The organism is Micromonospora sp. ATLC16, assembly GCF_057196645.1.
Genome location: NZ_JBXUOW010000028.1, coordinates 16,172 through 38,792, shown reverse-complemented (window position 1 = coordinate 38,792; position 22,621 = coordinate 16,172). Strand labels below are relative to the sequence as shown.

The 22,621-nt window shown below is 71.8% G+C and carries 19 protein-coding genes and 1 pseudogene; 10 read left to right on the top strand and 10 right to left on the bottom strand.

Features of this window, described 5'->3' with window-relative positions; all coding sequences use genetic code 11:
- Window positions 1-271 precede the first annotated feature (271 nt).
- The 5 genes from AC2CHE_RS14215 to AC2CHE_RS14195 all read right to left on the bottom strand — a co-directional run bounded on the left by AC2CHE_RS14215 (window position 272) and on the right by AC2CHE_RS14195 (window position 5,417).
- Complete coding sequence (locus tag AC2CHE_RS14215) at window positions 272-1,150, bottom strand: carbohydrate ABC transporter permease (RefSeq protein WP_484505370.1); 879 nt, start codon at window positions 1,148-1,150, stop codon at window positions 272-274.
- The gene (locus tag AC2CHE_RS14210) at window positions 1,150-2,172 is read right to left on the bottom strand and encodes a carbohydrate ABC transporter permease (protein WP_484505369.1); all 1,023 of its coding nucleotides are present in this window, start codon (window positions 2,170-2,172) and stop codon (window positions 1,150-1,152) included. The genes AC2CHE_RS14215 and AC2CHE_RS14210 overlap by 1 nt, the downstream gene beginning before the upstream one ends.
- Window positions 2,173-2,182: 10 nt before the next feature.
- A complete protein-coding gene (locus AC2CHE_RS14205) occupies window positions 2,183-3,481 on the bottom strand; it encodes an ABC transporter substrate-binding protein (RefSeq protein ID WP_484505368.1) in 1,299 nt (432 codons plus the stop codon).
- Window positions 3,482-4,114: 633 nt separating this feature from the next.
- Complete coding sequence (locus AC2CHE_RS14200) at window positions 4,115-4,849, bottom strand: hypothetical protein (RefSeq protein ID WP_484505367.1); 735 nt, start codon at window positions 4,847-4,849, stop codon at window positions 4,115-4,117.
- Window positions 4,842-5,417: an RNA polymerase sigma factor gene (locus AC2CHE_RS14195; RefSeq protein WP_374224559.1), complete on the bottom strand. Its 576-nt coding sequence runs from the start codon at window positions 5,415-5,417 to the stop codon at window positions 4,842-4,844. Before AC2CHE_RS14195 ends, AC2CHE_RS14200 begins: the two co-directional genes overlap by 8 nt.
- Before the next feature lie 83 nt (window positions 5,418-5,500).
- On the opposite strand from AC2CHE_RS14195, the gene AC2CHE_RS14190 reads away from it, so the two are divergent.
- Window positions 5,501-6,745, top strand: coding sequence for a YncE family protein (locus tag AC2CHE_RS14190; protein WP_484505366.1), 1,245 nt, complete (start codon window positions 5,501-5,503; stop codon window positions 6,743-6,745).
- 65 nt (window positions 6,746-6,810) lie between these two features.
- Here AC2CHE_RS14190 and AC2CHE_RS14185 read toward each other — a convergent pair whose 3' ends face one another.
- From AC2CHE_RS14185 to AC2CHE_RS14175, 3 genes are read right to left on the bottom strand one after another with little or no spacing between them, the layout of a single operon-like run.
- Window positions 6,811-8,268: a hypothetical protein gene (locus AC2CHE_RS14185; protein WP_484505365.1), complete on the bottom strand. Its 1,458-nt coding sequence runs from the start codon at window positions 8,266-8,268 to the stop codon at window positions 6,811-6,813.
- On the bottom strand, window positions 8,265-10,103 hold the full coding sequence (locus tag AC2CHE_RS14180; RefSeq protein ID WP_484505364.1) for a dynamin family protein: 1,839 nt from the start codon (window positions 10,101-10,103) through the stop codon (window positions 8,265-8,267). Before AC2CHE_RS14180 ends, AC2CHE_RS14185 begins: the two co-directional genes overlap by 4 nt.
- A 58-nt stretch (window positions 10,104-10,161) precedes the next feature.
- Entirely contained in the window at window positions 10,162-11,055 is an 894-nt protein-coding gene (locus AC2CHE_RS14175; protein WP_484505363.1) for an IniB N-terminal domain-containing protein, read from the bottom strand.
- 296 nt (window positions 11,056-11,351) lie between these two features.
- On the opposite strand from AC2CHE_RS14175, the gene AC2CHE_RS14170 reads away from it, so the two are divergent.
- The 8 genes and pseudogenes from AC2CHE_RS14170 (at window position 11,352) to AC2CHE_RS14135 (ending at window position 20,112) form a co-directional block, all read left to right on the top strand.
- Window positions 11,352-12,644 carry an Hsp70 family protein gene (locus AC2CHE_RS14170; protein WP_484505362.1) on the top strand — a complete coding sequence of 431 codons (1,293 nt, stop codon included), beginning with the start codon at window positions 11,352-11,354 and terminating at the stop codon, window positions 12,642-12,644.
- Between the two features lie 5 nt (window positions 12,645-12,649).
- A complete protein-coding gene (locus AC2CHE_RS14165) occupies window positions 12,650-15,169 on the top strand; it encodes a helix-turn-helix transcriptional regulator (protein WP_484505361.1) in 2,520 nt (839 codons plus the stop codon).
- Window positions 15,170-15,219: 50 nt separating this feature from the next.
- Complete coding sequence (locus AC2CHE_RS14160; protein WP_484505360.1) at window positions 15,220-15,642, top strand: roadblock/LC7 domain-containing protein; 423 nt, start codon at window positions 15,220-15,222, stop codon at window positions 15,640-15,642.
- A 131-nt stretch (window positions 15,643-15,773) separates the two neighbouring features.
- Entirely contained in the window at window positions 15,774-16,157 is a 384-nt protein-coding gene (locus AC2CHE_RS14155; protein WP_484505359.1) for a helix-turn-helix transcriptional regulator, read from the top strand.
- On the top strand, window positions 16,139-16,429 hold the full coding sequence (locus AC2CHE_RS14150; RefSeq protein WP_484505358.1) for a GyrI-like domain-containing protein: 291 nt from the start codon (window positions 16,139-16,141) through the stop codon (window positions 16,427-16,429). Before AC2CHE_RS14155 ends, AC2CHE_RS14150 begins: the two co-directional genes overlap by 19 nt.
- A gap of 107 nt (window positions 16,430-16,536) precedes the next feature.
- A complete protein-coding gene (locus tag AC2CHE_RS14145; RefSeq protein ID WP_484505357.1) occupies window positions 16,537-18,594 on the top strand; it encodes an alpha-glucuronidase in 2,058 nt (685 codons plus the stop codon).
- Window positions 18,595-18,777: 183 nt separating this feature from the next.
- Window positions 18,778-18,882 (top strand): annotated as a pseudogene (locus AC2CHE_RS14140) (helix-turn-helix transcriptional regulator); the annotation flags it as partial.
- A 126-nt stretch (window positions 18,883-19,008) separates the two neighbouring features.
- Window positions 19,009-20,112 carry an FUSC family protein gene (locus tag AC2CHE_RS14135; protein WP_484505356.1) on the top strand — a complete coding sequence of 368 codons (1,104 nt, stop codon included), beginning with the start codon at window positions 19,009-19,011 and terminating at the stop codon, window positions 20,110-20,112.
- Window positions 20,113-20,151: 39 nt separating this feature from the next.
- On the opposite strand, the gene AC2CHE_RS14130 is transcribed toward AC2CHE_RS14135, so the two are convergent.
- Entirely contained in the window at window positions 20,152-20,610 is a 459-nt protein-coding gene (locus tag AC2CHE_RS14130) for a GNAT family N-acetyltransferase (RefSeq protein WP_484505355.1), read from the bottom strand.
- Window positions 20,611-20,696: 86 nt separating this feature from the next.
- Between AC2CHE_RS14130 and AC2CHE_RS14125 the strand changes: the two genes are divergently transcribed.
- A complete protein-coding gene (locus AC2CHE_RS14125; protein ID WP_484505354.1) occupies window positions 20,697-21,197 on the top strand; it encodes a GNAT family N-acetyltransferase in 501 nt (166 codons plus the stop codon).
- A gap of 43 nt (window positions 21,198-21,240) precedes the next feature.
- Here the strand turns inward: AC2CHE_RS14125 and AC2CHE_RS14120 are convergent, their stop codons facing one another.
- Complete coding sequence (locus tag AC2CHE_RS14120) at window positions 21,241-22,581, bottom strand: phytase (protein ID WP_484505353.1); 1,341 nt, start codon at window positions 22,579-22,581, stop codon at window positions 21,241-21,243.
- Window positions 22,582-22,621 lie beyond the last annotated feature (40 nt).

Genomic DNA, 22,621 nt, shown 5'->3' with positions numbered 1-22,621 from the left:
CAAGCGGTACTGCCTCACCGGGTCATGACCGAACGGGCACAGGATCTGGCGGGCCAGGTCTGAAGCCGGAATCTCCGGCGGGCGCGGACGGGATTCAACGTTCCCGGACGCGTTCTGCGATTGCGTGGCCGGATTTCGGCCTCCCTCGGCCCGAGTGCCAGGACGTCCTCGGCGGCACCGAGGAGGTGGGCGGCCGCCTCGGTCGGACCTGCGTCTGACCGAGGCGGCCGGGCGTGCCGGGGGAGATGCCGCCGTCTCCGCTGACTGACCGTCAGCCCTTCACGGCTCCGGTCAGACCGCCGACGATCCGGCGTTGGAACAGGCTGAAGAAGACCAGCGCCGGGATCATCGACAGGGAGGTGAACGCCAGAACCTTGGCCGTGTCGACCGAGTACTCCGAGGCGAAGGCCTGCACGCCGAGGGGCAGCGTGAAGGTCTCCTCCCGGTTCAGGATGAACAGCGGCAGGAGGTACCCGTTCCAACTCTGGATGAAGGTCAGGATGGCCACGGTGATGACGCCGGGCATGGCCAGCGGAAACATCATCCGCCAGAAGAAGCCGAGTCGGCTGCAACCGTCGATCGACGCGGCCTCCTGGATCTCGTCGGGGATCGCCCGTACGAACGGGACCAGGATGATGATGGTCAGCGGGATGCCGAACCCGATCTGCGGCAGGATCACCCCGGGCAGCGTGTTCATCAGCCCGAGGTTCTTGACCAGGATGTACAGCGGGGTGATCGCCACGGTCAGCGGGAACATCAGACCGGCGGCGAACAGCGCGTACATCGCCCCCCGTCCCCAGAAGCGGTAACGCGCGATGATGAAGCTGGTCATCAGACCGAGCGTGACCACCCCGACCGTGGTGGCCAAGGCCACGATCGTGGAGTTGGCGACCTGCTGCCAGAAGGTGCTGCCGGTCAGCACGTCCAGGTAGTTCTGGGTCTGCCAGGTGGTGGGCAGCCCGGCCGGGTCGGTGGTGATCTCCGCGTTGGTGCGGAAGCCGCCCAGGATGATGTAGACGACCGGGGCCAGCATCGTCGCGATGAGCAGCAGCGCGACGAAGTACACCGACGGGTCCGTCCAGCTGAACGGCTTTTTGGACCGGGACGACCTGCGCGGCGCCCCGCGTCCGGCTACGGCGGTCACGGCCATCAGCGCCTCCCTCCGGTGATCGCGCCCTCGGTATCCCGGCGCAGGATGAATCGCTGGTACAGCAGGGCGGCGAAGAGCGAGATGAAGAACAGGACCACGGCGACCGCGTTGCCGTACCCGTACTCGCCCGCGTTTCGTCCGTTGGCCACCATGTAGGTGGCCATCGTCGACGTCCCGGCGGTCGCCGCCACGTACTGGCCCCAGATGATGTAGACCAGGTCGAACAGTTGCAGGGCGCCGATCATCGACAGGAAGGCCCAGATGCGGATCGTCGGCCCGAGCAGCGGCAGCGTGATGCGTCGCTGGATCTGCCAGAACGACGCGCCGTCGATCGCTGCGGCCTCCGTCAGCTCCTCCGGGATGCCCTGTAGCCCGGCGAGGAAGAGGATGACGGCGAAGCCGATGTACTTCCAGGTGAGGATGCCCATCAGCGTCCACATGGCGATCTTCGGATCGGAGAGCCAGTCGTTCTGCAGCCAGCCGAGACCGATCTTCTCGAGGACGGCGTTGACCACGCCCTCCCCGTGCAACATCAGGCTCCAGCCGGTGCCGACGACCACCTCGGCGATGACGTAGGGGATGAAGACCAGCACCCGGATCAGCGTCTGCCCCCGCATCTGCCGGTTGAGCAGCAGGGCGAGCAGGATGGCCGCCGGCCCCTGGAGCAGCAGGGACAGCACCACGATGATGCCGTTGTGCCGCAGGGCGTCGATGAAGGTGCCGTCTTCGAAGATCAGCAGGTAGTTGCGGAGGCCGACGAAGGTCTCGGCCGGTCCGTAGCCCTGCCAGCTGAAGAAGCCGTAGTAGGCGGCCATGGCCACGGGCAGGATGACGAACGACAGGAACACGACAAGTGTCGGCCCTGTCATCAGCGCGATTTCCAGCCGGGCCGGCCAACCGATGCCCTTGCGGCGGCGGCGCCGGGCCGGGGGCGACACGCCAGGCGTGTCACCCCCGACCTTCGTCAGACCCGGTGCCGGGTCCGGCGCGAGCCGTACGCTCTCGTGTTGCGTTTCAGACATGGCGTTCGGACTACTGCGCCCTCTTGGCGGCGGCCTTGACCGCGTCGACGATGCTCGGCGGGTCCCCCTTGCCGGCCAGCATGTTCACCACGGCGGTGTTCAGGGCGTTGCCGACGTTCTGCCCGTAGACCGTGTCGAGCCACTGCGAGACGAACGGCGCCTGGTTGTAGGCGGTGAGGATGGACTGCAGGTGCGACTCGGTGACCGCGGCCTGCGCCTCGCTGTTGACCGGCGGCGCGTTGAACGCCTCGTAGTAGGCCTTCTGCACATCGGTCTTCGCCATGTAGTTCAGGAAGGCGGTGCACTCGGCCTTGGGGGCCTGGGCCGAGCAGGAGTAGCCGTCGACACCACCGAGGATCGCGCCGGGTTGACCGGCGCCGCCCTCGATGCTGGGGAAGGGGAACCAGCCCAGGTCGGGCAGTGGCTTCTGGTCGGGGGTCAGGGAGGCGATGACGCCGGGGTTCCAGGCGCCCATCAGCTCCATCGCCGCCTTCTTGTTGGCGAGCAGACCGGCGGAGCTGCCGGCACCCTGCTGGGCGGAGGTGGTCAGGAAGCCGTTGTTGAACGGCTCGGACGTGGCGAAGTTCTGCACGTCCTGACCGGCCTTGAGCCAGCAGGGGTCGTCGAAGGTCATCGTCTGACCGGCCTGGGTGATGGTCTCCGAGCTGCACTCACGCAGCGCGAAGAAGTAGTAGTAGAAGGCGGCCGGCCAGGCGTCCTTGGCACCGAGTGCGATCGGCTGGACGTCTGCCGCCTTCAGCTTGGTCACGGCGTCCTGGAGCTCGGTGAGGGTGGCCGGTGGCTGGGCGATGCCCGCCTTGGCGAACAGGTCCTTGCTGTAGAAGAAGCCGCCGGGCAGGACCGCCACCGGCATCGCGTAGACCTTGCCCTCGATCGTCTGCGCCGTGAACGATCCCTCGGAGATCACCTTTTTGGTGTCGTCGGTGATCGAGTCGGTGAGGTCCATCAGCTGGCCGGCCTTGACCATCGCGGCCATCTTGCCGCCGCCGCGCTGCATGAACACGTCGGGGGCGTCGCCGGAGTTGAGGGCGGTCTGGAGCTTGCCGTCCAGGTCCTCGTTCTGGATCGACTGAATCTCGATCTTCACGTTCTGGTTGGCGGCCTCGAAGTCCGCGACCGTCTTCTCCCAGAACGCCTTACCCGGCCCGGTGCTGGCGTTGTGCCAGAAGCTCATCGTGACCGAGCCGTCGCTGTTGCGGCCGTCCGAGTCGTCGCCGCCACAGGCCGCCGTCGCCAGGACGCCCGTTGCCAGGGCTACCGAAACAGCCAGTAGTTTTCTCGCCCTCATCAATCTTCCTCTCTGCCAAGTCCGCCAACCTGAAAAACCCCTGCGAACGAGCCGCCGGCCAGTAGGTGCACCGTGGCGGCGCCGAAGGGGTGTCTCCTGTCGACAGGCACCGGTCCGGGCTTGCCTCGCGATCAACCTCGGAGTGACCCAGGCCACCGACGGCCAAAACGGTCGCAGACTTGTCCGAAAAAAACAAGACACGTTTCCGAAACTTCCGTGACCTAGCGCCGGGTTGAAGATCCCGCTGGTCAGCCTGACTCATCGGCGGCGGTAGCAGGGTGGCCGCGAACGTGGCTCTGCGTGACAGGGTGTTCGCGCTAACAAGCACTGGTCTGTAATGAGGTCCGAATCGTCCGGAAGCTGGACCGGGAGTTCCGCCGAGTCGCTTCGGCGACCTGATCGCTCGCATCCCGGTCCCGGAAAAATCCCGGTAGGACTCAGGGTGGCGTTCATCCGGCTCGTCCGGGAGGAATCGTTGTGGGCCCGTTACGAAGGCGATACCGAACCACGGGCGGGCGGAGGAGCCGGGCGACTCCGGCGGCGCTTGTTGATCACGCTTACAGGCGTGATTGCCCGGAATTGTCACCGACACCGCACGACCGCGACGGGATGCGGCGATTTGGTACTGCGGTGTCACCCCAGGGTGGTGGCGATGGCGACCGCCTCGGCCATGGTCAGATCGCCTTCCAATCGATACGTCACCCCGGAGTCCGCCCAGATCAGGGTCGCGGCGGCGAGGCGGGCGCCCGCCTGGCGGACGGCCCCGTCGCGGTCGACGTAGGAGACCGGGTGCGGGCCACCGAGCCAGATCGCCTCGGCGGCACCCACCTGCGTCCACTCGGCGTCCGACCCGCCGGCCTGCTTGAAGAAGACCGGATCGAGGCGGCCGTCGAAGGTGTCCAGGCGTAGGGTGCCGGCCCGGTAGAGCAGGCTCGCCACCCGGTACCCGCCGGTGCCGTCCGGGTCGGCCAGCAGGGTCTGCTCGGGTGGACCCAGCACGGTCGGTGTCCGGATCGGGAAGCGCACCAACCGGCGCGCCTCGTCGAGGGTGGCGGTGCGCTGCCCCGGCGGCGGCGACGGAACGCCGGTCGGCGGCGTCCGGTCGGGCGAGGTGCTGATGGTGACGCCGGCGAAGCGCAGCAGGCCCGCCATCGCGTCGGCGAGCGCGGCCCGCCCCGGCGGCAGCGCCGCCACCAGTAGCGCGGCCAGGGCCGCCGCCAGCGAGTACCGCCAGCGTCGGCGGCCCGTGTCGCGGCGGGCGGCTGGTGCGGCGCCCAGCCGGGCACGGACCCGGGCCGTGACGTCCGGTGGTTCGGGGGTCGCCAACCAGCCGGACAGGTCACGCAGCTCCCGCTCCAGGTCATCCATGGCTGACCTCCTCGACGGCGAGCAGGCCGCGCAGTTTCACAAGTGCCCGTGAGGTACGCGACTTCACGGTGCCCCGGGGCCAGCCCAGCATGGTGACCGTCTCGTCCTCGGTCAGGTCCAGCAGAAACCGACAGACGATCACCTCGCGGTCCCGCGACGGCAGCGACCGCAGGGCCCGCACGAGGGCGGCTCGGCGCTCCCCGGCGAGGACCGCGCCGACGGCGTCGTCCTCGACGATCTCCGAGCCCGACGCCACCCGCGCCGCACGCAGCACCAGGCCGTTGCGCCGCTCCCGGGTGCGGTGCAGGTTGCGTGTCTCGTTCGCCACGATGGCCAGCAACCAGGAGCGGAACGACGAGTCGCCTCGGTAACGGTCGAGCTTGCGGTACCCCTTCACGAACGCCTCCTGGATGACGTCCTCGGCATCGGAGCCCGCGCCGAGCAGCACCGCGGTCCGGTACGCGGCCGCGGTGTGCCGAGCGACCAGGGACTCGTACGCCGCCAGGTCACCTGCCTGCGCGCGGGTGACGAACTGCTCGTCGTCCAGGGCTACCTCCGGTGGGATCACCCCTACTGACACCGCCCGTGCCGATGAGGTTCCATCGCGCCGAGTGGGAACCCGAAACGGCCCGCCGGTGTCACCCGGTCATGATGGCGAACACGACGTTTCCGCGGCGTACCCTGCTGACCGCCCTGGCCGGTGCCGGCGCCGCCACCCTGGTCGGCTGCGAGCCGACCCCGGCCGCCGCCGACCCGCTACCGGACCCACTGCTCGTCACCCTCGACGGCGGCCTGACCGTGCTGCGTGGTGCCGACCGGCAGAGGATCGGCGCCGGAGTGGCCACCGCCGATGGACGGCTGGTGTGGACGGCCGCCGCCAACGACGCCGACACCGACCTGTGGCGCGTCGACGCCAGCCGGGGCAACGTTTCCGAGCGGGTACGGCTGCCGGGCCGGTGGGTGCCGCAGACCGCCTCCACCGACGGCACCCGGCTAGCGCTGACCACCGAACGCCTCAGCGCCACCGGGGACCGGCCCGCCGGACGCGCCGAGACGCCTGTGCTGATCGCCGACACCGCCGGTGTGCGGCAACGGCTGCGGCTGCCGGGCAACGTGGTGCCGGAGGCGTTCACCCACGACCTGGCCGGGCTGTTCGTGCTGGAGTGGCTGCCGCCGGCCGCGCCGGACCGCTACCGGGTGCGCCTGGTCGACCTCGCGACCGGAGTCACCGGGCCGCTGCTCACCCGGGCCAAGACACCTGTGCCGGAGGGCGCGGAGGAGGAGATGCGTGGTGACGGACGGCAGGCGGTGCTGGCCCCGAACCGCGCCGTGCTCTACACGCTCTACACCCACCAGCCCGACCATCAGCACACCCGCGACCGGATCAGCGGCCGGCCAGGCAGCGACGTGCACGCCTTCGTGCACACGCTGCACCTGGAACAGCGGTGGGCGTACTGCGTGGATCTGCCGCACCCGTTCGGGGAGGGCCGCGCCGACGGCCACACCATGGCGATCACGCCGGACGGCGCCCGGCTCTACGTCGCCGACGTCGGCTCCGGTGCCGTCGCGGAGATATCCACCGAGGAGCTGACCGTACGCCGCGTCGCCGCCCTCGGCGCTGGCAGTGGTCCGGCGTTCGCGGCGGCCTCCGCCGACCGGCTGTTCATCGGTGCCGGCACCGCCGTGCGGGCCGTGGAGCTGGCCGGGCTCGCCGTCACCGCCGAGCGGACCACCGCCGATCCGGTCACCGGCGTCCTGCTCAGCCCGGACGACACTCGCCTCTATCTGGGCCAGCGGGCAGCGGTGTGCTGGAAGGATCCGGTCACCGGCGCGCAACTCGGCCGCGCCACCGTGCCCGGCCTGGTGGGTCTGCACGCTCCGGCGCGGCCTGCCTGACCAGGCTCCGATCCCCGACGTGGCCGGTGCCCGAGGCCCGCCGAGACCGGCCAGGGACTACCGTCCTAGCGGGCGTGGGCGGCGGCCAGCTCGGCGAGCAGACCCTCGCAGCTGCGGGCCACCACCTGCGCGCCCCGCCGCTGCGGCAACGCGAGTACGGGATCCTCGGCACGTTTCCGCCACCGCCAGCGTGCCTCGGCGGCGGTCTCCCACAGCCACGCCAGTGTCGCGTCGGGCGCGATGCCCAGCCGGGCGGCCGGTTCGTCACCGTCCCCACCGACCAGCCGCCGCGCCTCGGCGGCCAGCTCGGCGTCGAACCCGAGGCGGCCGTCGCGCAGCGCGGCCAGCAGCCGCGACTCGGCGAACTCGTGCGCGCCGGCGAGCAGCCGCTCCAACGCGGCGAACAGGTCGCCGGTGGCCGGTCCCGGTTCGTCCCGCAGCACCGCCTCCACCGCCGCCAGCGCCGACCGTGCCTTGAGCACGTGCCGGCGGTCGACGAAGAGGCGGTTGAGGGACTCGCGTAGCTCACCGAGGCCGCTGCGGCGAACCAGCTCGGCGGCCAGAGCCCCCCGGTTGTCGCAGCCGGTGCGCACGAGAGTGGTCGCCAGGCGGATCCCGACCACGCCGAGCCGCTCCAGCAGCGCGCCACGGGTGGCCGCGTCCAACCCGCCCGGAGGCTCGCCCCGGGCGAACCGCTCGGCGGAGAGGAGGTACGGCTCAAGCTCGGCTCGCGGCACCCGGGCCAGGGCCGCCAGCGCGGCGAACTCGGTCTCACCGAGCACCCGGCCGGCCAGACCGAGCAGCCCGCTGCACGGCACCACCGTCACGCACAGCGCGTCCACGTGCGGGTCCCGGAGCGCCCGTCGGGCGAGCTGACGAGCGCCGAGCAGCGCGTCGACCCGACCGCCACCGGATTCGTCCACCCGCGCCAGCACCATGATCGTGTGGACCGGCGCGGCCTGCCCGACGACGCCTACCCGGGTCGCCCCCAGGATCCGCAGGTCGGCCCCCCGGGCGTCGCGGGTCAGGTAGAGCAGCGCGTCGGCCTCCCGCAGCACCCGCACCAGCACCGGATCCGCCGCCTGCTCCTCGGCCGCGCCGAGCGCCGGGGTGTCGAGCAACGTCACCTGTCGCAGCGAGCGTGCCGGCCACCGCACCACGATGTCGCGTAGTTCCCCGGCGCGCCAACCGGTGAGGTCGACCCGCATCCCGGTGCCGGCGCGCAGCACCGCCAGCCGCTGCGGCGGGTGACTCGTGGAGTACCCGGTGGCGTCCGGCTCCGGCCCGTCCTCGTACCAGGTGAAGGCGCTCCCGTCGACCGGGGCCACCTCCTCACCCATCAGGGCGTTGAGCAGGGTCGACTTGCCGCTACGCCACCCGCCGACGACGGCGACCCGCAGCGGCTGGTCGTAGCGGGCCAACTGGTGCCGCAGCAGCTCGGTGGCCCGGGGGTTGTCACGGTAGCCGTGCAGCGCCCGGTGCAGCAGTTCCCGCACCGCCGCGTCCAGTCGCGCACCGGTCATGCCAGTGACGCCGGGCGGGCGGCGGTGACCTGCTGCGCCTGCTCGTACAGCTCGGCCAGCCGGATCATCCGCTGCTGGATCTCGCGCTGGCGTCGCTCCCGGGCCGCCGCGTCGGTGTCGGCGGCCTCCTTGGCGCTGCGCAACGACTCGATGATGGCGGTCTGCAACTCGTCGGTAAGGGCGGCGAAGTGATCCCGCAGCACCCGCTGTGCCCGGCGGGCCGCGTCCCGGCTGTCCTTGCTGACCTGGATGAAGAAGTCGTCGACGTGCCGTTGCACCGCCGCCTTGACCGTGGCCTGCCGGCGACGCAGCAACTGCTTGCCCTCGTCGCGGATGCTCTTGCCGCCGAACAGGGCGCCGGCGCCGATCGAGATCGGGTTGATCATCGGCATGCCGGCCAGGGTGAGCGCCAGGCCGAACATCAGCAGCCCACCGTAGGAGCCCTTCATGCCGGTGAACATCTTCTGGCCGACGGTGAACCGGTCGACGTGCGGACGTTCCAGCTCCGGCACGGGTGCGCCGTACTCCGCCGAGGCGGTCAACGGCCACGGTGGCAGCGACCCGTGGCCGTAGCGGGCGAACGACCCGGCTACCCGCCGGGCGATCCAGTCGCACCGCTGCACCAGCCATCGCCGGTTCGCCGCGGCTGCCTCGACGAGGCTCTCCTCCAGCCACTGCGCGACGGCGTCCCACGCCACCAGCGGGTCGGCGGTCTCGAACGCCTCGTCGACCATCCGCAGGATCTGCCGGGTGCGGTCGCGTAGATCGTGCTCGATGTCGGAGATCAGATCGGCCATCTCGTCGGTCAACGTGTTCTGCCATCGGGTGGCGCACCGCCGCAGCTCGTCGACCTCCCGCTGCGCCGCGTGCAGCCGGGCCATCGGCGCGGAGTCCTCGGCCGAGCGCTGATCGGTCAGTTCCGCCCGCAGCGGCGCGGCGAGCTGCTCCACCACGGTGCGGGCGGTCAGCACCACGGCTGCCCGGGCCAGGGTGTCGGGCTTCGCCGTCAGGTGTCGCCGGAGCAGGGCGATCAGCGCCGGGAAGCCGGACTCCGCGTTGAGCGCGTGGTCGTCGGTGGCGGCGGCGTGCAATCGCAGCGCGGCAGACACCGGGATCAAGGGGGCCGGCACCCCGGCGTCGGCCAGGTGCCGCCGGTTCCGGTCGGCCACGGCCCGCCAGTCCGGCACCAGATCCGTCTTGGTCTGTACCACTGCCACATTGGAGTGCGACCGGGTGAGGTGCAGCAGCATGTTCAGCTCGTTGACCGACAGGTCCCGGGTGGAGTCGGTGACCAGCAGCACGGTGTCCGCGCGGGCCAGGGCGGCGACCGGGGCGCCGGCGCCGACTGCGGCGACATCACCGCCGCCCGGCATGTCGACCAGCACCACGCCTGCCCCGAGCAGCGCTCGGGGCAGGCCGATCTCGATGTACGCGGGGCCGCCGCCGGGCAGCCGGCCGGTGCTGCCGCCGACCCCGGCGGCGATCTGGTCGGTCGGCACCGGGGTCCGTTGCACGGCTGGCGGATCGGCGGCCGGTGGCGTTCCCGGCCGCGTCAGTGGTGTCTGCACCACCGTCGCCGAGGCGACCTCGGCGTGCCGCAGCACCGTCGGCAGGACGGTCGTGGTCCCGTCACCGACCGGGCAGACCGGTGCGTTGACGATCGCGTTGGCCAGCTGACTCTTGCCCTGGTTCGGCTCGCCGACCACCAGCACGGTCAACGTCGGATCGAGCAGGTGGGCGCGCTTGAGGCGGACCGCCTGAAGCAGATCCCCCCGACCGTGTTCCTGGCACGTGCGGGCGATGTCGTCGAGCGCGTCGAGCCAGATTCCCGCCATCACCGCACCAAGTGTGCTGAATTCGGCTCAATTATCAAGTGCGAAGAGCGGGCGGGTGTCAGAGCAGACCGTCGGTGAGGCCCAGCACCCCGCCGGTCGAGGTGGAGGCCTCGCCATGGGTTGCCGTGTCCCCGCTCACCGAACCACTGACCCCGCCGTCCAGCAGCCCCACCTTGCCGCCGGTGACGCCGCCGGTGACACCGCCCAACAGGCCGTCGACCTGCCCGGTCAGACCGCCCACAGTGGAATCCAGGTCCAGCGACGGCACCACGCCGCCGGTGTCGCCGGTCAGGCCGAGCCCGCCCAGGGTGTCGCCGACACCGAGCGAACCGACCAGATCGCCGACCTGACTGGTGGTGCCGGGAAGCAGACCGGACGTGGTGTCCAGCAGCCCGGAGGTGGTGCCGTTCACCGCGGACACGGGGTCACCCACCGCGCCGGTGACGTTACCGAGCGCCGGCTCCGTGGCGCGGTCGAGCGGGGCTACCACGTCCGCGTCGAGGGTGTCGGCCACATCGTGTACGTCGGACAGGTCCACGCCCACCCCGGTGGGGGTCACGCCGACGCCGACTCCCGGGAAGACGCTCGCCCCCGCGGTCACCGTCGACGGGTCGACCGCGATGGTGCCGAGCACCCCGGCCTTGACGTCCACTCCGGAGTGGGCGCTGCCGACGCTGATCTGCTGCGCCACGCTCTGCAACTGGCTGATCGCATCGGTGGCGTCACCGACCAGCGGGTCGAGGCCGAGCTGCCCGGTAACCGGGGCGACGGGGGCGAGCCCCTGCACCGGCGCGTAGTCCACCACCAGCGGCACCACGTCCTGGACGTCGGCGGCCGTGATGTCACCGAGGCCGGCGGCCCGCAGCGCGCCCTCCGGGTCGAGGTCGAACGCGGACCGGGCGTCCGCGTCGGTCAGCAGGTTGAGCACGAAGTCGTGCAGGGTCTGGTCCATGTTGGGGGTTCTCTCCTCGGCGAAACGTCAACGACCGGTGATCGCCGATGACGCTACGGGCGGCGTCCGGGGCCGGGCATCGGGGACGATCCCGCAATCCGACCCGTTCGATTAGGGGCATCCGGGCTCTCGTACGTTAGGGGGAGTGGGGGACCGGCGCCCGCCGAAGTTGGGGCTCCTGATGCCGGAGTGATCTCTGGTACGAACGTAGGAGCCCACGGGGTCCCCCGGGGCGGCCCGCAACGGCGGGCCTGTCCGGCCCACCCCAAGGCCGACGCGGTCAAGGAAGAAAGCAGATGGCCTACGTGCTCGGGATCGACATCGGCAACACCAGCACCGTCGCCGCGGTCGCCCGGCACCGGGACGGGCACTGGGGTCACCCGGAGCCCGTCGCCCTGCACTCCGGGCCGGGGTCGCTGCCGTCGACGCTGCTGCTCTCCACCGACGGCACGTTCGCTCTCGGTGAGGGTGACGAATCGGAGCGTACCGCCCGGGGGGTGCTGAGCCGGGTCGGCGACGACGTCCCGCTGCTGCTCGCCGGTGAGCGGTACCGGCCGGAGACCCTTGTCGCGTTGCTCGCCGCGCACGTGGTCGATCAGGTCCACGGCGCCCGCGGCGCGCCGGCCGAGATGGTTGTGCTCAGTCACCCCGCCTCCTGGGGGAGGTACCGCTGCGACCTGCTGCACAACGCGTTGTGGGACTACGGCCTGGGTGCGGTGACGCTGCTGCCCCGCACGGTCACCGTGGCGGAGGGACACGCCGCCCGGGGCTTCGCCGGTGGGATCGCCGCCGTGTACGCGCTGGGCGGCGGCACCTTCGAGACCGCGCTGGTCCGGCGCAACACCCGGGACCGGTACGAGACCGTCGGCGTCCCCACGGCGCTCACCCGGCTCGGCGGCGCCGACTTCGACGATGCGCTGGCCGCGCACGTTTGCGCCGTGCTCGCCCGGGAGTTGGCCGCCGCCGGCCCCGGTGCCCGTGGCGCCCTGGTTCAGCTGCCCGTCGAGTGTGAACGGGCCAAACGGGAGCTGACCGTCGGGTCGCAGACCGACGTGGCGATGTCGCTGCCGACCGGACCCGTCCGGGTGCCGGTGACCAGGCTGGCGTTCGAGGAACTGATCCGGCCGACGGTCCAGGCCACAGTGGAGCTGCTGGCACAGGCCGTCCGCGCCGCCGACCTGGCACCCGCACAGCTCGACGGCGTGCTGCTGGCCGGCGGCGCCAGCCGGGTGCCGCTGGTCGCCGAGCTGCTCGCCACGGCCGGTTTTCCGGTCGAGACCGCACCCGATCCGCAGAACACGGCGGCGGCGGGTGCCGCCGCAGCCGGCACCCGGATCCTGTCCCCACGCCCGCTGCCGGCCGGCCCGACGCCACCGGCCGGTCCACCCGCGACCGTCGGAGCCCCCGGGACCGTCGCCACCGCGTCCGTTGCTTCGATGGCGCGCACCGCCGGCCCACCCGTGGACCCGGCCGACGACCTGGCCCCCCGCGACGAGCCACCGCCCCGCCCGCCGATCCGCTACCCACCCCTCGACCTGCCGAAGCGATCTCGCCGAAAGCTCGCCCGCAGCCGGGAACACGAAGGATGACCGCCATGATGACGAGCGCCGTGGCGGACAGCCCGCTGGTCCTCGACGCCGAACCGACCGACCTGCTCGACACGATCACCGCCGACCCGGCCGCGCCGCTCGCCCTCGCGGTGACCGGACCGGGCGGCCACGGCCGCACCACCTACCTCCAGGAACTGGCCGCCCGGTACACCCGGGCCGGCGTCACCGTCCACACCGATGTACCGGCCACCGAGGAGGCGTACGTCCCCGACACGGTGCTGCTGATCGACGACGCGCACCTGCTCGACGAGGCCCGGCTGCGTACGCTGCGGCGGCTGGTGTCCGACCGTCGGCACCGTGTCGCGATCAGCTACCGACCGTGGCCCCGACCGGCGGCTCTGATCGACCTGACCGACACGCTGCGCCGGGAGGGACGCCAACTACTGCTCACCCCGTTCACCCGGGCGCGCACCACCGCGTACCTCGCCGCCGTGCCCCGCCTCGGCCGCCGCCCGGACCTGGTCGACTTCGTGCACAGCCAGAGCGGCGGGGTGCCTCGGCATGTGGGATGGCTGGTCGACGGGCTGCGCGAGCAGGAGGCGGCGACCGGCGTACCTACCGAACCGCCCCGCCAGGTGGTGCTGCACCTCGGTCCGGACCTGGACCACCTCTCCGCCGACGTGCGCCGGCTGCTGATCGCCTTGGCTGCCGGCGTTCCGCTGCCGGCCGGGGCGCTGCGCCCACTGCTCGACCGCGAACCGGCGGAGATCGACGACCTCGTCGCCGAAGCCCGCGCCGCCGGGCTGCTGGGCGCCGACGGCCAACCCTCCCCGCTCGTCCGGCGGGCGGTGACCACGCTGAGCCCGGCCGCCGACCGCACCGCCGTCTGGCACCTGCTCAGCGACCTCGCGCTCAGCCACGGCGCACCGGTGCTGCCGCTGGTGCGCTCGCTGCTGGCGGCCGGTGTCGCCGGTGACTGCCCGGCCGCCACCCTGGAGGCGGCGGCCGAGGAGGCCCTTGGTGGCGAACCGGCGTTGGCGGCCCGACTGTTCGCCGCTGCGGGCACCGCCGGCCGACCCACCGGCGTCCGGCAGGCCGTTGCCGCCGCCCTCGCCGCTGACCTCGATCTCGCGCTGCGACTGGCCGACCGGCTGCTCACCTCCGCGCCGCCGGACGCCCGCGCGGAGGCCGCCCTCGTCGCCGCCACCGCACTGGCCCACCGTGGACAGACCGATCGCAGCGTGGAGTTGTACCGCTGGTCCGGCGGGGTCAGCGCGCACGCCTTCGCCGCGGTCGGCGCGCTCGCCACCGCCCGTCCCACTGAACATCCCGAACCCGTCGCGGACAGCCCGCCGACGCTGCAGGCCAGTGCCGCCCGGCTGATGGCCGACGGGGTACGCGAAAGTGTCCACGGCACCCCGTCGGCGGCCCTGTCCACCCTGGTGCAGGCCGCGGCTCTGCTGGAACCCGACGGGCGGGCGGTGCTGCTGCCGGACAGTCCCGCCGCTCTGGCGGCGCTGACCGCCGTGCACTGTGGTGAGCTGGACATCGCCGAGCGGGTTCTCGACCGGGCTCTGGCCAGCGGTATCGGCGGGCCGCTGCTGACCGGTCGGCACCGGCTGCTGCGTGCCTGGATCCTGATGGCGCGGGGGCGGATCGCCGCCGCCGGTGAGCAACTCGCCGAGGCGACCGCCGGCGCCGAGCTGGAATCCCGCGACCTGCTCTTCGCCGCCGGGTTGACCATGGGCATCGCCCGGCGTGCCAGCGACCTCGGCGCGTTGCAGCGCGGCTGGGTGCCCGCGCTGGAGGCGGTGGTCCGCCACCCGGTCGACCTGTTCACCCTGCTGCCGCTGGGCGAGCTGGCGATCGCCGGTGCCCGCCTGGGCGACCTGGGTCGCCTCCAGCCCTACCTGCGGGCCGCCCACGAGCTGCTCGGCCGTCTGGCCGATCCGCCGCTGTGGCGTACGCCGCTGCACTGGAGTGGACTGCACGCGGCGATCCTCACCGACGACCCGGTCGCCGCCGACGAGCACGTCAGCGCCCTGCTCGCCACCGCCGACCACAGCCGGTACGCCGCTGTGGTGGCCGCCGCGGCCGAGTGTTGGCTGGAGGTGCTGCGCGGCACCGTCGACCCGGTCCGGGTCGAGGCCGCCGCCCGGGGCCTGCACGAAACCGGCCTGTGCTGGGACGGTGCCCGGCTGGCCGGGCAGGCCGCCATCCGCACCGCCGACCGGCGGGCGATGACGGCGCTGCTGGACTGCGCACGGGCGCTTCAGGGCCGGTCCGCCGCCGAGGACCGCAAGCCGGCGGCCGGCACCGTCTCGCACCGGCTCAGCGACCGGGAGCGGGAAGTGGCCGAGCTTGTCGTCGCCGGTCTCACCTATCGGGAGATCGGCGACCGGTTGTTCATCTCCGCCAAGACTGTGGAGCACCACGTGGCTCGGATGCGGTCGCGGCTCAACTGTGCCAACCGCACCGACCTGTTGGCCCTGCTTCGAACCATTCTGGCTGACCCGTCGTACACCACGAACGGACAGCCGTGGCCCCGACGGGCCGCGAACTGAGCCTCGGACCCGGCCCTCATCCGCCGGTTCCGTAAACGAGAGGACCTGCCATGACTTCTGCGGTGGCCACCGCCGACAACCTCGGCCGCGCGCTCGACAACATCGTCGACCGCGTGCCGGGTGCCCAGTTCGCGGTGGTGCTCTCCCCGGACGGGCTCCTGCTGGGTGCCTCCCGGGGCATCGACGACGAACTCGCCAGCCAACTGTCCAGCATGGTCTGTGGGCTCCAGGCGCTGGGTCTGGCCGCCGCGCGGGTCTGTGGTGACGGCGAGCTGCACCAGGTGGTGGTGCAGATGTCCCGGGCGTTCCTGTTCCACGCCACCACCGGAAACGGGGCCGTCCTCGCCGTCGGTATCGACGGCGACGCGGAGGTCGGCGACATGGCGTACGAGGTGGCCATGTTCGTCGCGCAGGCCGGTGACCACCTCCCGGTGTACCTGAAACCGGTAAGCGAGCGCGTCGCGCTGCACTGACCTGCGGCGATGGCCGCTTCGGGTGCCGGTGTGTCGAGCCTCGCCACCCGCCGCCGGTGATCGGATCGGACCAGGACGATCGGGCGCGGCCGGGGGCGGACGGGCCAGGCTGGATCTCGAAGGGAGGTCCCATGATCTCGGCACTCAACCGGCTCGTCGATCTCGTCGAGGAGCACCTCACCGAGGAACTCGACGTTCCCGGGTCGGCTCGTGCGCTCGGCACGACCGAGTACCACCTGCGCCGGATGTTCTCGTCACTTGCCGGTATGCCGCTGTCGGAGTACGTACGCCGGCGGCGGATGACCGTCGCCGCCGCCGACGTCGTGCGCGGCGAGGACGACCTGCTCGGCATCGCGGTGCGGTACGGGTACGGCTCCACGGAGGCGTTCGGCACGTCACCGCCCTGCCGGCCGAGGAACACCAGCGGCTCAAGAAACTCAGTGACACCGAGCCGGCCGGTCTGCTCCAGGTCACCGACGGCGTCGACCCCGACGCCGTGGAGGGCACCGAGCTGACCTACCTGCACGGGGTCGCCGTCGCCGGCGACGCCACGGTCCCCGACGACCTGGACAGCGTCGCGGCGCCGGCCGGCACGTGGGCGGTCTTCCGGACCGCCGGAGCGTACCCGCAGCAGTTGCAACAGACCTGGGCCGCGACCGCGTCCGAATGGTTCCCGTCGAACCCGTGGCGGCTGCGGCCGGGCCCGTCGATCGTCGCGATCCTCGATCGCGCGGCCGACTTCAGCACCGCCACGTGCGAGCTGTGGCTGCCCGTCGAACCGGCCTGACGGGGGTAGGTCCAACGGTCGGTGGCCCGCCCGCCCGGCGTACCACCGGCCACCGGAACTTCCGGAAGTATCTTGACGCGTTTGGTGGCAACGTTACGATCTGCGCGATGACCGCCCCTGCTCCGACCGACGTCCACCCCGCCTGGTTGCCGCCCGAGGCATTTCGCGCGATCGGCTCCCGGCACTGCCTCGTACTCGGCGGCGGAGGGCTCGTCGACACGGTCGTCACGGAGGTCGAGCGGGCCTGCGCCGAGCACGGCGGCACCGTCCGGCGAGAAGCAGAGGGGCCACCGCCGAGCCTGGTGCTCGCCCTCGTCCCGGCCGTCGACGACGGCGGCCCAGCCGAACTCGACGCCGCCCTGGTCGAGGTCGAGTCGGCCGGTGCTGGACCGCTCGGCGCGGAGGGCTACGCCGTCGCTCGCCGCAACGAGGTCACGGTGCTGCTCGCCGACCAACCGGCCGGGCTGCTCTACGGGCTGTTCCACCTGACCCGCCTCGGCGAGTCGGCGTTCGGCGCACCGCACGCGGCCCGGCCGTACCGTCCCGCGATGCGCCGTCGCATGCTCGACCACTGGGACAACGTCGACGTGCACCCGGTGATGGGACAGGTCGAACGCGGCTACGCCGGTGGGTCGATCTTCTGGCGGGCCGGCCAGCCCCGCCGCGATCGGGCGCGGGTGCGGGCGTACGCGCGACTGCTGGCCGCCTGTGGGATCAACGCGGTGGCGGTGAACAACGTGAACGTCCACGCCACCGAGGCGCGGCTGCTCACCGAGCGGCTCGACGACGTCGCCGAGATCGCCGACGAGTTCCGCCCGTACGGCATCCGGGTGCACCTGTCGGTCACCTTCGCCGCGCCCGTCGTCCTCGCCGGCCTGCCCACCGCCGATCCGCTCGACGACGCGGTGCGGGCCTGGTGGGCCGGGACCACGGCAGCGGTGTACGCCCGCATCCCCGACTTCGGCGGCTACGTGGTCAAGGCCGACTCGGAGGGACAACCGGGCCCGTTCAGCTACGGCCGCGACCACGCCGACGGAGCGAACCTGCTCGCCGAGGCGCTGGCCCCGCACGGCGGGGTGGTGCACTGGCGGGCCTTCGTCTACAACCACCGCCAGGACTGGCGGGACCGCTCCACCGACCGGGCCCGGGCCGCGTCCGACCACTTCGCCCCGCTCGACGGCCGCTTCCGGGACAACGTCATCGTCCAGGTCAAGCACGGCCCGATGGACTTCCAGACCCGGGAGCCCGTCTCCCCGGTGATCACCGCGATGCCCGGCACCCGGCTGGCGGTGGAGTTCCAGGTCACCCAGGAGTACACCGGCCAGCAGCGGCACGTGTGCTACCTCGCTCCCTGGTGGAGCGAGGTGCTGCGGTTCGGCTGGGGCGACGACGGATGTACCGTCGCCGGTGTGGCCGCCGACGGCGGCGGCCTGGTCGCCGTGTCGAACGTGGGCGACGACCGCTTCTGGACCGGACATCCGCTGGCCCAGGCCAACCTGTACGCCTTCGGCCGGCTGGCCTGGGATCCACGACTGCGACCGGCGGAGCTGCTCGACGAGTGGATCGAGCTGACCTTCCACCCGGACACCACCGCCGACCCGGACCTGCTCCGCCGTACCCTGCACGAGATCATGGACGACTCGTGGCGCACCTACGAGCGTTACACCGCTCCGCTGGGCGTCGGATTCATGGTGCGACCGGGACACCACTACGGCCCCGACGTCGACGGATACGAGTACACCCGGTGGGGCACGTACCACTTCGCCGATCGCGACGGCGTCGGCGTGGACCGCACCCGGGCCACCGGCACCGGTTTCACCGGCCAGTACCCCCGGCCGTGGTCCCGGGTGTACGAATCCCCGGAGACCTGCCCCGACGAACTGCTGCTCTTCTTCCACCACGTGCCGTACGTGCACGTGCTGCACAGCGGTCGCACCGTCATCCAGCACATTTACGACACCCACTTCGACGGTGTGGCCGAGGTGGAGGCGGCGTGCCTGCGATGGCAGTCACTGGCCGGCCTGGTGGACGCGGCGGTGCACGCCCGGGTGACCGAACGGCTCGACGAGCAGTTGCGCTGCGCACGGGAGTGGCGCGACCAGATCAACGCCTACTTCCACCGCAAGTCCGGGGTACCCGACGCGCACGCCCGGCCCCTGCACTGATCCGTTGTCGCAAGTGGACGGTGACCGACGGGAGTCGGTTCGTCATCGCACCCACCGCGCCCGACGGCAGCGCATCCCGCCGTCCGACCGGGCGGGACGGGTCGAGCGCTTCGTCTCGCTCGACACCGAGTTGCGCGCCCGGCGCGGCGGTCACCAGGAGCCCGTCTCGCTCGCCGCCACCGCCGCCGCAGCGGGCACCCCGACGTCAGCTACTTCATCGAACGCTTCCGAGCCGAACACGGGGTGACCCCGTCCCAGTGGCGCCACGCCGCCCCCGGCACCTCCTGACCGGCGGTCGGGTTGTGCCGCCCGCCACCCGAGCGATTGCGCAGGTCACGGGCGGGGTAGTGCTCGTCCTCGCAGAAGATCAAACGGCGGCCGTCCCCGGTCCGCTGGGCGGAAGGGGTACCACCGGTGCGGACGTGGGGGCGCGACGCCGTCGCGCGGTTGCGGGGCGACGGGATGACCGTGGTTGAGCTGACCACCGCCTCGGTGGTCGCCTGGATCGTGGCGGCGGTGGTGATCCGTCACCCGGACCCGTTCTACGCCCCGACCGTCGCGCTCGTCGTACTCGGTGAGTCCCGCGGGCGACGGCTACGGCAGACCGTCGAGATCCTGCTCGCCGTGGCCGCCGCCGTGCTCGTCGCGGAGCTGTTGGTGTACTCGCTGGGCCCGGGCACCGGCACGGTCCTGCTGGTGCTGGTGTTGACCACCACGACGCTTGTGGTTATCGGGGCCCGCCGGGCCCTGGTCGTGCAGGCCACCGTCTCGGCCATGTACCTGATGCTGATCGCCGCGCCGCACGGCACGCTGATGCCGTTCCGCTTCGTCGACGCGCTCATCGGCGGCGCGGTGGCGTTGGCCGCCAGCCAGTTGATGGCCGCCCGCGACCCGCTGGCACCGCTGGTGGCGCAGGCCCGGCGCAGCTACACCGACCTGGCCGACCTGCTCGACGAGGTGAGCGCGGCGCTTGAGAGCTGCGACGAGGACGCCGCCCGCGACGCGCTGGACCAGGCCCGACAGGTGGACGACTGCGTCACCCAGTTGCAGACCGCCGTGCTCGCCGCGGGTGAGACGCTGCGGCTGGGACTGCGCCGCCGGCACCTGGGCAAGCTCGCCGACGTCGAGGCGACGCTGCGGCAGCTCGACTACGCCGCCCGCAACATCCGGGTGCTGGCCCGGGCCGGTGTGACCCTGACCCGCCGGCACACCGCCACCCCGCTGGAGCTGGCCGCCGCGATCGGCGCGCTGACCGCCGCCGTACGGTCAGCCGGGGAGGCGCTGGCCAGCGACCTCAGCGGTGCCGACGCCGACCGGCACGCGCAGCGGGCCGACGCGGCGGCCCTGGAGGCGGTCCGGATCGCCGCGGGCCTGCTCCGGTCCGACCCGCCGCTGCCGGTCACCATGATCGTCGGCCAGATCCGGGCGACCGCCATCGACCTGCTGCGCGGCGTCGGCCACGACGACGTGACGGTGCTGGACCGGGTGGACGAGGCGCTCGGCCTGAGCCGGGCGTGACGCTTGCGCACATGTTGTTCCTCGACGCCGCTCGGATCGTCAACGGCCGCACCGGTCCGGGCGATCCCATGGCCAGTCGGTGGCGATCCAGTTCCCGACGGCGCTGGCGAGCGGCACGTCCAGGTCTGCCCGGTCGGCCCGCACCCAGGACTGGACGGTCACGTCGTACTCCACCGAGCCTGACGGGTAGAAATAGACACACCCGATGACGTCGTCGTCGACCGGGTCGAGGACGGTGAAGGTGAAGCCGGTGCCTCTGGTGAAGTCGTCGGCATGACGGCGCAGGTCTGAGAGGTTCTCCTCCAACGACATGCCGCTCGGCGGGGGCCAGTTGCCGTCCGGGTAACCAGGTGTGGCGCGGATGTGCTCGATGCTCGTCGTCCACGCGGCGTGATCCGCCACGTTGTGCCGCGGACCCAGCGGTTCGAGGCGGAACCGGTCGGTGGTCAGCGACGTCGGTGGGGTGAAGCCGGGTGGTACGAAGGCGTCCGAGGTCATGGGTCGAGACGCTAATGCGCTTGCCGGTCTGCACGCACCCGCGTTTACTCGTCGGAACATGACACCGCTGGGACGGTGCCGGCGATGTGGAAGGCGAACAGCCATTGGGTCCGTCTGATGCCTCGTCACTGGGATCTCCTGCATCTCGTCGTGCTGGTGCCGAGGATGCGCGGGCAGTTGCGGACCTGCTCATCGTCGCCCGCCGTGCTGCGGTCGGCGCGATTCCGCCGGCCGTTCATTCGGACGGGGAGATCCGCGAATGGGTCAGGGGCGTCGTCATCGCTGAACGGGAAGTGTGGCTGACGGAGGATGGCCACCAACTGCCGTTGGCCGTGCTGGTTCTGGACGGCCACTGGATCGACCAGCTCTATGTCGATCCCGCCTGGACCGGTCGTGGGTTGGGCTCACAACTGATCGAGCTTGCCAAGTCCCGTCGGCCGGAGGGCCTTCAGCTGTGGACGTTCGCGGCCAACACCGGCGCGCAGCGGTTCTACCGTCGGCACGGCTTCGTACCGGTTGAGGCGACCGACGGGTCGCATAACGAGGAGAAGGCCCCGGACATCCGCTTCGCCTGGCTGCCCTCGTAGCTTTCGAAAGCTGCCGCGAGCGGGTCGGGCCGGCTTCGGGGTGTCAACGCAGGCGAGGGTCGTTTCCGGCCCGGGCGTCGACGGTCAGCGACAGCGCCCGCGCGACGTCGCCCCAGGAGACGTACGAGAAGTTGGTGGCGTCGCGTTCGGCGTCCACGTCGGGGCCGGTCTCGGGCTCGTCGTGGGTGACGAGCAGACCCTGCGCGTACGCGCCGACAGGGCGGTTGGTCACTGCCAGGCCGTCGGAGCCGTTGATGTCGTCGACGCCACCGACCCCGGCGACCCGGAAGCTGCCAACCGCCCGGTTCGTACCTTGGCGTTGGTAGACCGCGAACGAGTCGTCGCCCTGGCTGGAGACGATCACATACCCGGTGGAGCCACGCCCGTAGTAGATGTCGACGCCCTCGGCATCCGCACTGAGCAGGTTCCCGCCATAGCCCTTCGCGTTCGGGTCGATCGGCTGGCACTCCTCGGTCTCGCTGTCGTAGACATCGTGGATGCCGAAATCCCTGACCCGGTCGATGAGCGTAGGTCGGCTCCGCGGCCCGAGCGGCAGTTGTAGCCGCCACAGGCCGACGTCCTCCTGCGCGGCGTAGAGCACGCCCGATGCCTGGTCCACCGCGACGCCTTCGAGCTGCGGCAGTACGCCCGGCTCCTCGCAGGGCAGCCAGGTCGTGCCGTCCGGCAGCCGGAATTGGCTCGGCATGGCATGTCGCCGGATATCCCGGTAACCGAGCCTGCCACCGATGGCCGCGATGCGGACGGTGGCGATGGTCGTCGTGCCCTCCTGGGTGACGACGGCGTACGTCTCGCCGGGCCGTGGCTGCCAGACGGCGAGGCCGTAGACGGCCTGCTCCTGCTCGACCGCCTCCCGGTCGGGGTTGAACAGGAAGCTCTGCTCCGCCGCGGTGACCTCGGTCAGCGGGGTACGCGCCACCGCGCCGGCCGGGTCGATGGCGAAGAACCGGAGCTGATCGTTGTAGCGGTCCGAGACAACGGCGACGTCGACCCGGCGACCGGCCAGGCGCAGGCCGTACGCGATGTCCACATTGTTGTAGCGGCCCGGGACAGCGTCGCTCCGTGGTGCCTTCGTGGCGGGCAACGACTGAAGCTCACGAGAGCCCATGTCGTAGACGCGGAGGCCGCCCTCCTTGGCGGTCACGATCACCACGGATTTCCGTGAGTCCGCCGGATGGACCCAGATCGCCGGATCGTCACCGGAGGCGTTCCCACCCGTCATGTCGTCGTACAACACGGGGGTCTCGTTGTTGGTGGTCACGACCGGCGGCCGGGCGGTGGCGGCAGCGGTCACCTGCACCGGGGCGAGAAGCGCAGCAGCGGCGACGACGCCTACCGTCAGCGCGGCGCTCAATGTGTGCGTCATGTGCCGGACCCTTCGGCACGGAGATTGCCGCCGATCCGGC

Excerpts from the sequence above, each read along its gene's own strand:
- AC2CHE_RS14215 (WP_484505370.1), bottom strand. The coding sequence starts at position 1,150 with ATGGCCGTGACCGCCGTAGCCGGACGCGGGGCGCCGCGCAGGTCGTCC.
- AC2CHE_RS14210 (WP_484505369.1), bottom strand. The coding sequence starts at position 2,172 with ATGTCTGAAACGCAACACGAGAGCGTACGGCTCGCGCCGGACCCGGCA.
- AC2CHE_RS14205 (WP_484505368.1), bottom strand. The coding sequence starts at position 3,481 with ATGAGGGCGAGAAAACTACTGGCTGTTTCGGTAGCCCTGGCAACGGGC.
- AC2CHE_RS14200 (WP_484505367.1), bottom strand. The coding sequence starts at position 4,849 with ATGGATGACCTGGAGCGGGAGCTGCGTGACCTGTCCGGCTGGTTGGCG.
- AC2CHE_RS14190 (WP_484505366.1), top strand. The coding sequence starts at position 5,501 with ATGGCGAACACGACGTTTCCGCGGCGTACCCTGCTGACCGCCCTGGCC.
- AC2CHE_RS14185 (WP_484505365.1), bottom strand. The coding sequence starts at position 8,268 with ATGACCGGTGCGCGACTGGACGCGGCGGTGCGGGAACTGCTGCACCGG.
- AC2CHE_RS14180 (WP_484505364.1), bottom strand. The coding sequence starts at position 10,103 with ATGGCGGGAATCTGGCTCGACGCGCTCGACGACATCGCCCGCACGTGC.
- AC2CHE_RS14175 (WP_484505363.1), bottom strand. The coding sequence starts at position 11,055 with ATGGACCAGACCCTGCACGACTTCGTGCTCAACCTGCTGACCGACGCG.
- AC2CHE_RS14170 (WP_484505362.1), top strand. The coding sequence starts at position 11,352 with ATGGCCTACGTGCTCGGGATCGACATCGGCAACACCAGCACCGTCGCC.
- AC2CHE_RS14165 (WP_484505361.1), top strand. The coding sequence starts at position 12,650 with ATGATGACGAGCGCCGTGGCGGACAGCCCGCTGGTCCTCGACGCCGAA.
- AC2CHE_RS14160 (WP_484505360.1), top strand. The coding sequence starts at position 15,220 with ATGACTTCTGCGGTGGCCACCGCCGACAACCTCGGCCGCGCGCTCGAC.
- AC2CHE_RS14155 (WP_484505359.1), top strand. The coding sequence starts at position 15,774 with ATGATCTCGGCACTCAACCGGCTCGTCGATCTCGTCGAGGAGCACCTC.
- AC2CHE_RS14145 (WP_484505357.1), top strand. The coding sequence starts at position 16,537 with ATGACCGCCCCTGCTCCGACCGACGTCCACCCCGCCTGGTTGCCGCCC.
- AC2CHE_RS14130 (WP_484505355.1), bottom strand. The coding sequence starts at position 20,610 with ATGACCTCGGACGCCTTCGTACCACCCGGCTTCACCCCACCGACGTCG.
- AC2CHE_RS14120 (WP_484505353.1), bottom strand. The coding sequence starts at position 22,581 with ATGACGCACACATTGAGCGCCGCGCTGACGGTAGGCGTCGTCGCCGCT.